The following is a 12,596-nucleotide window of genomic DNA, read 5'->3' as shown; positions in this document are numbered from 1 at the left end:
GAGCAGCGTGATTCCCCGGCTGGTGGTGGCCGCGCCGTCCTCCGGGGCGGGCAAGACGACGGTGGCCACCGGCCTGATCGCGGCGCTGGCCGCGCGCGGGCTGAAGGTCTCCCCGCACAAGGTCGGCCCCGACTACATCGACCCCGGCTACCACGCGCTGGCCGCCGGGCGCCCGGGCCGCAACCTGGACGCCTGGATGAGCGGCCCGGAGCGGATCGCCCCGCTGTTCGCGCACGGCGCGGCCGGGGCGGACGTCGCCGTGGTCGAGGGCGTGATGGGCCTGTACGACGGGGCCGCCGGGCGGGGCGAATTGGCGTCGACGGCGCAGGTGGCGAAGCTGCTGCGGGCGCCGGTGGTGCTGGTGGTGGACGCCTCCTCGCAGTCCCGGTCGGTGGCGGCGCTGGTGCACGGCTTCGCGTCCTGGGACCCGCAGGTCCGGCTGGCCGGGGTGATCCTGAACAAGGTCGCCTCGGACCGGCACGAGACGCTGCTGCGCGAGGCCCTGGAGGAGGGCTCGGGCGTGCCGGTGCTGGGCGCGGTGCGCCGGGCCGGGGCGGTCGACACGCCGTCCCGGCACCTGGGCCTGGTCCCAGCCGTGGAGCGGTCCGCGGAGGCGCTGCGGGCGGTGCGCGAGATGGGCGAACTGGTCGCCCGGTCGGTCGACCTGGACGCGGTGCTGGCGCTCGCCCGGACCGCCCCGCCGCTGACCGACCGGCCCTGGGACGCGGCGGCCGAGGTCGAGCCGGTGGCCGGGCCCCGGCCGCGGATCGCGCTGGCGGGCGGTGCGGCGTTCTCCTTCTCGTACGCGGAGAACGCCGAACTGCTGGCCGCCGCCGGGGCCGAGGTGGTGCCGTTCGACCCGCTGCACGACGAGCGGCTGCCGGAGCGGACGGCCGCGCTGGTGATCGGCGGCGGCTTCCCCGAGGTGTACGTCGCCGAGCTGAGCGCCAACGCGGCGCTGCGGAAGGCGGTCGCCGAGCTGGCCGCGAGCGGGGCGCCGGTGGTCGGCGAGTGCGCCGGACTGCTGTACCTGGGGCGGGAGTTGGACGGCCTGCCGATGTGCGGGGTGCTGGACGCGAACGCCCGGATGACGCCCCGGCTGACCCTCGGCTACCGGGAGGCGGTGGCGCTCGCCGACTCCCCGCTCGCCGCGGCGGGCTCCCGGGTGCGCGGCCACGAGTTCCACCGCACCGCCACCGACCCGGCGGCCGGCCCGTCCCCCGCCTGGGGCTGGCGCACCCCCGCCGGACCGCACACCGAGGGCCACCTGCACGGCTCGGTGCACGCCTCCTACCTGCACCTGCACTGGACGGGCGCGCCCGCGCTGCCGTCCCGGCTGGTCCGGCACGCCGCCACCTGGGCGGCCGGGCAGCCGGGCTGAGAGCGGCCGGGGCCGGGTGACGAGGTGTCACCCGGCCCCGGCGGCAGGCAGCGATCGGTGGCGGCGGCGGTCAGACCGCCTGGTTCGAGGGGTGCTTGGTCGGCTCCTCGTCCAAGGTGGACAGGCCGAGCTGGCGGCGCAGGTCGAGGATCAGGTCGTCGCCCAAGTGCTGGTAGGCGGTGTTCAGTTCGCGCTCGGTGGCGGCGTCGTCCGGGGCGTTCGCGGCGGCCCGGAAGTGCTGGGCGGCCACCTTGGACTCGTTCACCAGCCGGTCGACGGTCGCCCGGTCGGCGGTGGTCCACCGGGCGTTGGACAGCGTGGCGGCCTGCTGGTCGGCCGCGGTGGCCAGCTGCCCGGCCCAGGTGCGGAAACCCGCCGGGTCGTCCTGGACGTCGAGGTCCGTGCCCGGGCCCTCGCTCCAGGCCCGGTCGAACTGGTCGGTGGCCAGCAGCAGGTGCAGCTGGTCGTAGGTCAGGTTGGTCTGGTCCTTGCGCAGCGAACCGGTGAGCTGCCCGCTGCCGGTGAAGAAGCAGACCAGCCGGCGGCCGGAGACCGCGTCCCAGCTGTTCCGGTCGGGGTACAGGTAGCGGTAGTCCATCGAGTCGCCGAGCGTCCAGGTGTCCATCACGTACTGGTCGACGTGCTCCTTGCAGCCCTTCTTCGCCTCGGCCTCCAGCACGCTGGGCAGCGGGTAGTCGCCCGTCTCCACCGGGATGCCGGTCCAGAAGACCTCGCCCTTGTGCGGCTTCGAGCAGTCCACCTTCTTGGCGACCAGCGTTCCCGCCAGGTCGAAGCAGTCGCCGACGTCCAGCCGCAGCGGGGAGGCCGCCGGCAGGACCGGGGAGCCGCTGTGCCGGGACGACGTGAAGCCCGAGGAGCCGTCCTCGCCGGTGTCGACGGAGAAGGCGTTGCCGACCACCCCCGCCGCGAAGACCACCAGCCAGAGCGAACCGATCACGATCCCCGCGATCGCCAGGCCCCGGCCGCGCTCACCGGTCCGCTTGATCTGGCGCAGTGCGATCGCGCCCATGATGATGCCGGCCGCGCCGACGAAGCACAGGAAGCTCACCACCAGCGAGGCGATCGCCAGCCCGTTGGTGTACAACTGCCGCTGCGCGAACGCCGGATGGACGGGCATCCCGTACGGCGCCGTCCCCGGCGGGAACGCCCCCGGCGGCAACGCGCCGCTCCCCCACGGCTGCTGGCCGCCGGGCGCCGGGGCCCACGGGTTGCCGACGGCCGCACCACCGGCCTCCGCCGGGCCGGGCACGGGACCGGGCACGGGACCGGGGATCGGCGCGCCGGGGGCGGGGGGTGCCCACGGGTTGGCGGAGGCCGGTGGTGCGGCGGGAACCGGGGCGCCGGGGGCGGGGGGCGCCCACGGGTTGACGGGGACCGCGGGCTCGACGGCCGTCGGAGCGGGGACGGGGGCGGCGTCCGCAACGGGAACGGCGTCCGCAGCGGGCTCGGTCGGCTCCACGTCCACGCCCGTGTCCGCGCCTGCCTCCGTGTCCGCGTCAGGCTTCGTGAACGAGACGGCCGGGGCGGGCTGTGCGGCGTCCGCGACGGAGTCGGCGGGCTCGGTCGGCCCGGTCGGCTCGGCGGGTGTTCCGCGCTTCTCCAGCGAGAGGGCGGGCGGGGCGTCCGGGCCGTCCTTCCCCGTGCCCTCCTGGTCGAGCGGCATGGCTAGTCCCCCCTGGGAGTGAAACGGTTCGCGGCTGCGCGAATATAGCGGACCGCGCCACCGGGGTCCCAACGGGTTCCGGACCTGCGGCCGGGCGCCTTGCGCACGGTCATTGCATACATTGCATACAGCGTTCTACGCTGGCCCCGTGCAGACCGAGAGCACCCGCGCGCGACTGCGGGAATTGATCCTGGACGGCCGCTACCCGCCGGGGGCCCGGCTGGGCGAGGTGGAGGTCGCCGGGGCCCTGGGGGTCAGCCGCACGCCGGTGCGGGAGGCGTTCCGGGCGCTGGCCTCGGACGGGCTGCTGGCGCCCGCCGGGCGGGGTGTGCGGGTGGTGCGGCTGGACGGCGCGGAGCTGGCGCACGTCTACCGGGTGCGGGCCGCGCTCGAGGCGCTGACGGCGGAGCTGGCCGCCGAGCGGCAGCGGGCCGGACGGCTGGCGCCGGCCGAGCTGGCCGATCTGTCCGCGCTCGCCGACCGCACCCACCGGGCCACCGCGGACGGGGAGTTCACCGCCGCGGTCCGGCTAAACCGGGCCTTCCACCGGCGGGTCGCCGAACTGGCCGCCAACCCGGTGGCGCTGCACAGCCTGGACCGGCTGTGGGACCAGATCCAGGTCTCCACCCGGCGCACCCTCGGCCCGCCCGAGCGCACCGCCCTGGTCGACGCCCAGCACCGCGACCTGCTCGCCGCGGTCACCGCCGGAGACCCGGACGCCGCCGCGGCGGCCGCCCGGCGGCACGTCCTGGACACCTGCGCGGCCGACCGACCGGCCGCGTCCGACGAAACGGAGTGATCCGCATGGCCTTCTCGCACGCCCACCACTACGCGGTCCGGGTCGAGTGGACCGGCAACCTCGGCACCGGCACCGACCACTACCGCTCCTACGCCCGCGCCCACACCGTCTCGGCCGAGGGCCTGCCGGACCTCCTGGGCAGCTCCGACCCGACCTTCCACGGCGACCGCACCCGCTGGAACCCGGAACAGCTGCTGCTGGCCGCGCTCGCCCAGTGCCACATGCTCTCCTACCTGCACCACTGCGCGGCCAACGGCGTCGTCGTCCTCTCCTACGCGGACGACTCCACCGGCACCATGCACACCGAGGGCAACGGCGGCCGGTTCACCGAGGCGATGCTCCGCCCCCGGATCGAGGTCGCCGAGGAGTCGATGCGCGAGCAGGCGCTGGCCCTGCACGGCCCGGCGTCCCGGGACTGCTTCATCGCCTCCTCGGTGAACTTCCCGGTCCACCACGAGCCGGTGGTGACCGTTCACTCCGTCGGGTGACGGACCCACCCCTCGCCGGGCAACCGTTCCGCCGGTCGGCACGTCCGAGTATTTTGACTCCGACGCGCAGGTGCATATCAGGAAAACGGGGGCACTATGGCGATCGAACTGCCCGGTGAGGTGGTGGACTTCCTGTCCGTCATCGGGATCAACTGGCCGACGGTGAACGAGGACAAGGTCCGTGAGTTCGCGGGCCACGTGCGGGAGTTCGCGGACAACGTGGACGCCTCGCACCAGCAGTCGACGGCGACGATCCAGCAGCTGGGACAGGCCTACGAGGGCGCCTCCTACGAGGCGCTGCTGGCCAAGTGGGCGTCGGTCTCCGACCAGCACCTGAACGAGCTGGTGCAGGCGTGCCACGTGGTGGCGACCGCGCTGGACGTGGCGGCGGACGTGATCGTGGCGATGAAGGTCGAGACGATCGGCGAGCTGATCGCGCTGGCCGCGGCGTTCATCGCCGACCAGGCCGCGGCGGTGGCGACGCTGGGCGCGGCCGAGGCGGCGGTGATCCTCATCGAGGAGGCCGCCAAGCGCCTGATCAACTACCTGGAACAGCAGTTGGAGCAGTACATCATCGGTCAGGTGATCGAGGCCGCGATCGGCCCGCTGGTGGACACCGTGGCCAATGCGGTGTCGGGGATGGTGTTCCAGGCCGCCGAGTCCGCGCTTGGCGTCTCCGGCGGGGGTGAGGGCGGGACGGGTTTCCGGATCGATCCGGACGCGCTGGACGAGCACGCGCGGATGATGCACGAGCACGCCGAGACCGTCGCCGGGCACGCCCAGGCGTTCCAGTCCAAGCTCGCCGGGGTGAGCTTCGAATGAGCAACCAGATCGTCAAGGCCCTCGAACACGGCGCGCAGAAACTCGGCAAGACGCTGGCCGAGGACGCCGGCAAAGCGCTGAAGGGCTTCTACCGCAAGGCCGGCGACAACCTGAAGACCGTCGCCAAGAACACCCGCGAGATCGAGGAGAAGCACGCCAAGGACCTCGCCAAGATCCTCAAGGGTGAGGGCAAGGACGGCGTCCCCCACCCGCGTTCGGGCCCCGGCGGCGGGCGCGGTTCCGCCCCGCACAACGAGGGCCGGGGCCGGGACCGGGTCGCGGACCCGCACAAGCCGGGCCGGCCGCCCGAGTCGCGCTGCCAGGGCGGCGAGCCGGTCGACATGGCGACCGGCCTGATGTTCATCGAGCAGCAGGACCTCATGCTGCCCGGCGTGCTGCCGCTGCTGTTCAAGCGCTCCTACGAGTCCGACCACCAGGCGGGCTGGTGGATGGGCCCGCGCTGGTCCTGCACCTTCGACGAGCGGCTGGAGATCGACGCCGAGGGCGTCGTCCACCTCACCCCCGACCGCACCGCCCAGGCCTACCCGCACCCCGCGCCCGGCGAGCCGGCCCGGGCCGCCGTCGGCTCCCGGCTGGACCTCGAACTCGCCCCGGACGGCGGCTACACGCTGACCGACCACGCCGGCGGCCTGGTCAAGGAGTTCACCCGCCGCCCGGCCGGGGACGTCGCCCTGCTGACCGGCATCCGGGACCGGACCGGCCACCGGGTCGACCTGGTCCACGACGCCGACGGCGCGCCGCTGAGCATGGCGCACTCCGGCGGCTACCGGGTGCTGGTGACCGTCGACGCCGGCCGGATCACCGCGCTGCGCCTGGCCGGCGCGGGCGAGGAGGGCCGCGACCTGCTGCTGGCCCGGTACGGCTACACCGACGGGCACCTGAGCTCGGTCTACAACTCCTCCGGCAAGCCGCTGCGCTTCACCAACGACGCCACCGGCCGGATCACCGCCTGGACCGACCGCAACGGCACCGAGTACCGCTACACCTACGACGACCGGGACCGGGTGGTCGACGAGGGCGCCGCCGACGGCACCCTGCGCTTCCACTTCACCTACGGCGAACCGGACCCGGACACCGGCCTGCGGACCACCACCGAGACCAACGCGCTGGGCCGCACCACCACCTACACCGTCAACGAGCGCCACCAGATCACCGCGATCACCGACCCGCTCGGCCACACCACCCACTACGAGCGCGACGAGTACGACCAGCTCCTGTCGCGCACCGACCCGCTCGGCCGCACCACCCACTACGAGCGCGACGGCGTCGGCGACCTGATCGCCGTCACCCGCCCCGACGGCCTGCAGTCCACCGCCGCCTACTTCGGCGACACGAACCTGCCCACCGAGATCACCCGGCCCGGTGGCCAGACCTGGCTGCAGACCTACGACGAGAACGGCCTGCGCACCTCGGTCACCGAACCGACCGGCGCCACCACCCTGTTCCGGTACGACGAGCACGGCCACCTGGCCGCCGTCACCGACCCGCTCGGCCACACCACCCTGGTCCGCTGCAACCCGGCCGGCCTGCCCGTCGAGGTCACCGACCGGGCCGGCGGCACCAGCCGCTACCAGCGGGACGCCTTCGGCCGGGTGGTCGCCGTCACCGACCAGCTCGGCCACACCACCCGGCTGGCCTGGACCGCCGAGGGGCTGCTGAGCTCGTACACCGCGGCCGACGGGGCCGCCGAGAGCTGGGCGTACGACGACGAGGGCAACCTGCTCGCGCACACCGACCGCCTCGGCCGGACCACCACGTACGAGTACACCCCGTTCGAGACGGTGGCCGCCCGGACCGACCCGGACGGCACCCGGCTGGCCTTCGGCTACGACGCCGACATGAACCTGGTCTCGGTCACCAACCCGCTCGGGCAAACCTGGACCTACACCTACGACGCGGCCGGGCGGCTGGTCGGCGAGCAGGACTTCCACGGCCGGACCGTCGGCTACCGGCTCGACGGGGCCGGGCAGTTGACCGCCCGCACCACCCCGACCGGCGGTCAGGTCCACTACGCCTACGACGTGCTGGGCCGGCTGACCGCCAAGGACGCCGACGGCGCCCGCACCGTCTACGGCTACGACCTGGCCGGGCACCTGGTCCGGGCCACCGGGCCGGACGCCGACGTGCTGCGCACCGTCGACCCGCTCGGCAACCTGCTCACCGAGACCGTCGACGGCCGCACCCTCACCCACACCCGCGACCCGCTCGGCCGCAGCGTCCGCCGCACCACCCCCGGCGGCCACGCCAGCGACTGGTCCTACGACCCGGAGGGCCGCCGGACCTCGCTGGCCACGCCGGACGGCGCCCTGGAGTTCCGCTACGACGCGGCGGGCCGGGAGCACGAGCGCACCATCGGCGAACGGCTCACCCTGGCCAGCAGCTGGGACGCCGAACAGCGGCTGACCGGCCAGATCCTCCGCTCCGAGCACGGGGTCCTGCAGCGCCGCGACTACCGCTACCGCGCCGACGGGGTGCTGACCGGCATCGACGACCGGCTCAACGGCCTGCGGGAGTTCGAGCACGACGCCGCGGACCGGGTCACCGCCGTCCGGGCCGGCGACTGGCACGAGTCCTACGCCTACGACGCGGTCGGCAACCTCACCGACGCCGACTGGCCCGCGACCGGCGGCACCGAGGCCGCCGTCGGCGCCCGCACCTACAGCGGCTCGCAGCTCACCACCGCGGGCCGGGTCCGGTACGAGTACGACGCCGCGGGGCGGATCGTGCTGCGCCAGGTCACCCGGCTCTCCCGGAAACCCGACACCTGGCGCTACACCTGGGACACCGAGGACCGCCTCACCGGCGTGACCACCCCGGACGGCACCCGCTGGCGCTACCTGTACGACCCGTTCGGCCGCCGGACCGCCAAGCACCGGCTGGCCGCCGACGGGAGCACCGTCGAGGAGCGCACCGAGTTCACCTGGGACGGCTCGGTGCTCGCCGAGCAGACCACCGAGGCCCCCTACCTCCCGGGCCCGCACACCCTCAGCTGGGACCACAAGGGCCTGCAGCCGCTCGCCCAGACCGAGTCCCTCACCGACCAGGACCAGGTCAACCGCCGGTTCTTCGCCATCGTCACCGACCTGGTCGGCACCCCCACCGAACTCGTCGACCCGGCCACCGACGCCATCGCCTGGCGCGCCACCCCCACGGTCTGGGGCCACACCACCTGGCCCTCCGACAGCACCACGTACACCCCGCTGCGCTTCCCCGGCCAGTACTTCGACCCCGAGACCCGCCTCCACTACAACCTCAACCGCTACTACGACCCCGAAACCGCCCGCTACACCAGCCCCGACCCGCTCGGCCTCTCCCCCGCCCCCAACCCCGACGGCTACGTCCACAACCCGCACACCTGGTGCGACCCGCTCGGCCTCGCGCCCGCGAAGGACCCGGACGCGGACCTGCGCAAGGACCTGATGGGCAAGGCGAAGAAGCACGGCGACAAGCACGTGGCCGGGCTCCCGGAGGACGCCGAGGGCCCCGGCGCCTACGCCGCGGGCAAGGACCGCACCACCGGTAAGGTCTACTACGGGCTCAGCGGCGGGGACGACGGCCACCACGAGGACGTGACCAACGCGATGCCCAGCGAGTCGCAGCACCCGTCGGGCCGCCCGCCCGGCATGTGCGCCGAACCGCGGATGTTCACCAACGCGATCAAGGACGGCGCGGACCCGAAGAACATCGACCTGGTCACCGTGAACACCAAGGGGAAGAAGTTCAAGATGTGCGCCAACTGCGCGACGTGGGTCCCGGGCTTCGGAGGAAAGGTCCTGACAGGATGAGCACCACCCCCGGGCGCCCGGCGCTCGAACACCTCCGCTCCGCGCTGACCGGCGTGGAACGGTTCGAGGTCGGCCCGCTGGACCTCGACGACGCCTGCCGCCAGTACACCGAGGAGGGGTACGAAGTCACCCCCTGGCTGCGGGAGTTCCTCACCGACTACGGCGAGCTCACCGTGACCTGGATGCACCGGGACTGGGAGGAGGAGCTGACCACCTCGGTCGAGAGCGCCATGGACGCGCCGATCAGGAACGTGCGCAGCTACGCCCGGCGGATCGGCCGGCCGGTCCTCCCGATCGGCGCGGTGTTCTCCACCGCGGAGTACCTGCTGCTGGCCGAGGACGGCGAGGTCCTGTTCGGCGGCGACGCCGGGATCCAGCGGGTCGCGCACGGCTTCGAGGCGGCGGTCCGGGCGCTGGTCACCGGCGACTGGGACAAGACGTTCTTCTGACCCGGGGCCCGGACGGGACGGCCGGCGGGCGGCCCGGCCTCCCGGCCCTCCGGGCCGCCCTCGGCGACGCGGCCCGGATCGAGGTGCATCCGCTCGACGTCGCGGACGCCTGCCGGCAGTACGTCGAGGACGGCTACGAAGTCACCGGCCTGCTGCGGGAGTTCCTCGCCGCCTGGGGGGAGCTCACGGTGACCTGGCAGTTCCGGGGGCGGGACGTGGTGCTCACCACCGCGGTCGGGCCGACGCTGGAGGCCGCCCACGCCACGCCGCGCAACCTGGGGATCTTCGGCCGGCGGCTGGGGCGGCGGGTCGCCCTGGTCGGGACGGTGTTCGACACCGAGGAGGCCGTCCTGTTCACCGAGGACGGGGACGTCCTGCTGGTCGGCGACGTCGGCTTCCAGCGGGTCGCCAACGGCTTCGCGGAGGCGCTCCGGCGGCTGGTCGCCGCCGACTACGACCGGACGTTCTTCTGGCCCGACCCGCCGGAGCCCGCCGCCGGCCAGGACCCCCGCCGCGACCTGGGCTGACGGGCCGTCAGCCCAGGTCGCGGCGGCGCAGCCCGGCCAGTGCGACGGCCGCCGTGAGGGCGGTCAGCGCGGTGATCCAGAGCAGCGGGGCGGCGTCGATCCGGCCGCCGGGCAGGTGCGGGAGGTGGCTGAACGGGGAGAGGTCGAGGACGGCCTGCGGGAAGCGGAGGATCGGGCCGAGCCAGGCGACCAGCACGAACACGCCGTACCCGGTCCAGCCCGCGGCCGCCCGGTGCGGCAGCAGGGCGTACCCGGCGAGGGCGACGGCCGCGGTCAGCCAGACCGCGGGGAGCTGGACGAGGGTGGCGCCGAGCATCCGGCCGACCGCCGGGCCGGTGCCCCGGCCGAGCGCCAGCCCCTCGGCCAGGCCCGCGGTGAGGCCGGCGGCGGCCAGCAGCAGGGCGGTGCCCAGCAGCGGGAAGAGCAGGTGCCCGGCGGCCCAGCGCAGCCGGGAGACGGCGCCCGCCAGGACGGGTTCGGCCCGGCCGGAGACCTCCTCGGCGCGCATCCGCAGCACCGCCTGGACCGCGTACACGGCGGCGACCATGCCGAACACGGTGGCGATGCTGGACAGGTAGGCGTTCAGCACGCCCTGCTGCCCGCCCATCCGGGCCAGCACCTCGGCCATCTGCCGGTTGTCGCCGACCAGGTCGGCCACGCCCTTGGCGACGCCGCCGAACACCGCGCCGCCGGCCGCCAGGGCCGCCGTCCAGCCGAGCAGCGGGCCGCGGTGCAGGCGGCGGGCCAGGGCGGCGGCGCTCGCCAGCGCGGGGGCGGCGGCGGCCGGGCCGGGGCGCTGCGGGAGCAGTCCGGCGCCCAGGTCGCGGCGGGCGACCAGGGTGCGGGCCAGGGCGGTGAGCAGGGCGGCGCCGGCCAGCGGGAGCAGCAGCACCCACCAGCGGTTCCCGGCGAACGCCCGGACCTGCTCGGACCAGCCGATCGGGGACAGCCGGCCGAGCCAGCCGGTGCCGGTGCCGGAGTCGCCGATCGCGCGCAGCACGAAGGCGGCGCCGATGGCCGCGCCGGCCAGGCCGTTGGCGGCCCGGGCGGTCTCGGCGAGCTGGGCGGTGACGGCGGCCAGCGCGGCGAAGAACAGGCCGGTGGCGCCGAGCGCGAGGCCGAACGCGAGCGATCCCGCGGCGTCCTGACCGGCCGCCAGCAGGGCGGCGGCGACCAGCGCGGCCAGCGCGGTGTCGGCGGTGAGCGCGGCGGCCAGGGCGGCGGTGAGCGGGGCGCGGCGGCCGACGGCGCCCGCGCCGACCAGTTCCAGGCGGCCGTCCTCCTCCTCGGCGCGGGTGTGCCGGACGACCAGCAGGGTCGACATCAGGGCGGCCAGCACCGCGCCGAACACGCCCATCCGCCAGGCGGTCAGGCCGCCGGTGGTGGAGCCGTCGAAGACCGGGCCGTACAGGGCGCGCAGCGAGCCGTTGCCGTCGATGCCGGCCGCGAAGGTCCGCCGGGAGGCTTCGTCGGCGTACAGCTTGTCGAAGGAGAAGGCGGTGGAGGCGACCATGGCGGTGCCGAGGTACACCCACACCGGGAGGGCGATCCGGTCGCGGCGCAGGGCGAGGCGGTAGAGGACGCCGGTGCCGGTGAGGTCGTGGCCGCCGGTGGGGCCGCCGGCGGCGGCCTGGGTCGGGCCGCTCACCGGACGGCCGCCGCGGCGGGTGCGCCGGTGCCGCCGCCGTCGCCCTCGTAGTGGCGCAGGAACAGCTCCTCCAGCGTGGGCGGGCGGCTGGCCAGGGTGCGCACGCCCACCGCGTTGAGTGCGGTGAGGAGTTCGCCGAGCCGGTCGGTGTCGACCTGGCAGCGCAGCCGGTGGCCGTCGACGACCAGGTCGTGGGCGTAGTCGGGGCGGGGCGGGGGCCCGGCGAGTTCGGCGTCGATCGAGGTGCGGGTGAGGTGGCGCAGGCCGGCCAGGGTGCCGGTCTCCACGGTGCGGCCGGCCCGGATGATGGAGACCCGGTCACACAGGGCCTCCACCTCGGACAGGATGTGGCTGGAGAGCAGCACGGTGGTGCCCCGGTCGCGGGCCTCGGCGACGCAGGCCCGGAACACCTCCTCCATCAGCGGGTCGAGGCCGGAGGTGGGTTCGTCCAGGATCAGCAGGTCGACGTCGGAGGCGAACGCGGCGACCAGGGCGACCTTCTGGCGGTTGCCCTTGGAGTAGGCGCGGCCCTTCTTGGTCGGGTCGAGTTCGAACCGCTCCAGCAGGGCGGTGCGGCGGGCCGGGTCCAGGCCGCCGCGCAGCCGCCCGAGCAGGTCGATCGCCTCCCCGCCGGAGAGGTTGCGCCACAGCGTCACGTCGCCGGGCACGTAGGCGAGTCGGCGGTGCAGCGGCACCGCGTCGCGCCAGGGGTCGCCGCCGAGCAGGACGGCGCTGCCGGAGTCGGCGCGCAGCAGGCCGAGCAGGACGCGGATGGTGGTGGACTTGCCGGAGCCGTTGGGCCCCAGGAACCCGTGGACCTCGCCCTGTTCGACCGTGAGGTCCAGACCGTCCAGGGCGCGGGTGCGGCCGAAGGCCTTCACCAGGCCGGACACCGAGATGGCGGTTGTCATGGGATCGACGCTACTCTTGTTTCACAGATTCGTGAAGTTACTGAAAGCTGTGGATCTCCGCGGGTCGGCGGGGAGCCGCGG

At 74.6% G+C, this 12,596-nt stretch carries 10 protein-coding genes; 7 read left to right on the top strand and 3 right to left on the bottom strand.

The genetic code is table 11. The features are described from left to right. Window positions 1-7 precede the first annotated feature (7 nt). Window positions 8-1,381, top strand: a complete 1,374-nt coding sequence (locus tag OU787_RS24420; RefSeq protein ID WP_442788645.1) for a cobyrinate a,c-diamide synthase — start codon at window positions 8-10, stop codon at window positions 1,379-1,381. A 70-nt stretch (window positions 1,382-1,451) separates the two neighbouring features. Here OU787_RS24420 and OU787_RS24415 read toward each other — a convergent pair whose 3' ends face one another. Next, window positions 1,452-3,065, bottom strand: coding sequence for a DUF4190 domain-containing protein (locus OU787_RS24415; protein ID WP_268660527.1), 1,614 nt, complete (start codon window positions 3,063-3,065; stop codon window positions 1,452-1,454). A gap of 148 nt (window positions 3,066-3,213) precedes the next feature. Between OU787_RS24415 and OU787_RS24410 the strand changes: the two genes are divergently transcribed. The 6 genes from OU787_RS24410 to OU787_RS24385 all read left to right on the top strand — a co-directional run bounded on the left by OU787_RS24410 (window position 3,214) and on the right by OU787_RS24385 (window position 9,956). Further along, window positions 3,214-3,864, top strand: a complete 651-nt coding sequence (locus OU787_RS24410; RefSeq protein WP_030459313.1) for a GntR family transcriptional regulator — start codon at window positions 3,214-3,216, stop codon at window positions 3,862-3,864. A 5-nt stretch (window positions 3,865-3,869) separates the two neighbouring features. Next, the gene (locus OU787_RS24405) at window positions 3,870-4,352 is read left to right on the top strand and encodes an OsmC family protein (protein ID WP_268660526.1); all 483 of its coding nucleotides are present in this window, start codon (window positions 3,870-3,872) and stop codon (window positions 4,350-4,352) included. A 96-nt stretch (window positions 4,353-4,448) separates the two neighbouring features. Beyond that, on the top strand, window positions 4,449-5,174 hold the full coding sequence (locus OU787_RS24400) for a WXG100-like domain-containing protein (RefSeq protein WP_268660525.1): 726 nt from the start codon (window positions 4,449-4,451) through the stop codon (window positions 5,172-5,174). After that, the gene (locus OU787_RS24395; RefSeq protein ID WP_268660524.1) at window positions 5,171-8,980 is read left to right on the top strand and encodes a DUF6531 domain-containing protein; all 3,810 of its coding nucleotides are present in this window, start codon (window positions 5,171-5,173) and stop codon (window positions 8,978-8,980) included. Before OU787_RS24400 ends, OU787_RS24395 begins: the two co-directional genes overlap by 4 nt. Then, window positions 8,977-9,429 (top strand): SUKH-3 domain-containing protein, encoded by a 453-nt coding sequence (locus OU787_RS24390; RefSeq protein ID WP_268660523.1) that lies wholly within the window; start codon window positions 8,977-8,979, stop codon window positions 9,427-9,429. Before OU787_RS24395 ends, OU787_RS24390 begins: the two co-directional genes overlap by 4 nt. A gap of 83 nt (window positions 9,430-9,512) precedes the next feature. Next, complete coding sequence (locus tag OU787_RS24385) at window positions 9,513-9,956, top strand: SUKH-3 domain-containing protein (protein ID WP_268660522.1); 444 nt, start codon at window positions 9,513-9,515, stop codon at window positions 9,954-9,956. Between the two features lie 7 nt (window positions 9,957-9,963). On the opposite strand, the gene OU787_RS24380 is transcribed toward OU787_RS24385, so the two are convergent. Beyond that, on the bottom strand, window positions 9,964-11,604 hold the full coding sequence (locus OU787_RS24380) for an ABC transporter permease (protein ID WP_268660521.1): 1,641 nt from the start codon (window positions 11,602-11,604) through the stop codon (window positions 9,964-9,966). Next, a complete protein-coding gene (locus OU787_RS24375) occupies window positions 11,601-12,515 on the bottom strand; it encodes an ABC transporter ATP-binding protein (RefSeq protein WP_268660520.1) in 915 nt (304 codons plus the stop codon). The genes OU787_RS24380 and OU787_RS24375 overlap by 4 nt, the downstream gene beginning before the upstream one ends. Window positions 12,516-12,596: the final 81 nt, after the last annotated feature.

It is taken from the genome of Kitasatospora sp. YST-16 (genome assembly GCF_026802215.1).
GTDB classification, from domain to species: domain Bacteria; phylum Actinomycetota; class Actinomycetes; order Streptomycetales; family Streptomycetaceae; genus Kitasatospora; species Kitasatospora cineracea.
The sequence above is the reverse complement of the archived record's forward strand: the minus strand, read 5'-3'. Positions and strand labels throughout refer to the sequence as shown.

What these genes read in the sequence shown, in the direction of transcription:
- OU787_RS24415 (WP_268660527.1), bottom strand. Translation starts at nt 3,065, where the DNA reads ATGCCGCTCGACCAGGAGGGCACGGGGAAGGACGGCCCGGACGCCCCG.
- OU787_RS24405 (WP_268660526.1), top strand. Translation starts at nt 3,870, where the DNA reads ATGGCCTTCTCGCACGCCCACCACTACGCGGTCCGGGTCGAGTGGACC.
- OU787_RS24400 (WP_268660525.1), top strand. Translation starts at nt 4,449, where the DNA reads ATGGCGATCGAACTGCCCGGTGAGGTGGTGGACTTCCTGTCCGTCATC.
- OU787_RS24395 (WP_268660524.1), top strand. Translation starts at nt 5,171, where the DNA reads ATGAGCAACCAGATCGTCAAGGCCCTCGAACACGGCGCGCAGAAACTC.
- OU787_RS24390 (WP_268660523.1), top strand. Translation starts at nt 8,977, where the DNA reads ATGAGCACCACCCCCGGGCGCCCGGCGCTCGAACACCTCCGCTCCGCG.
- OU787_RS24375 (WP_268660520.1), bottom strand. Translation starts at nt 12,515, where the DNA reads ATGACAACCGCCATCTCGGTGTCCGGCCTGGTGAAGGCCTTCGGCCGC.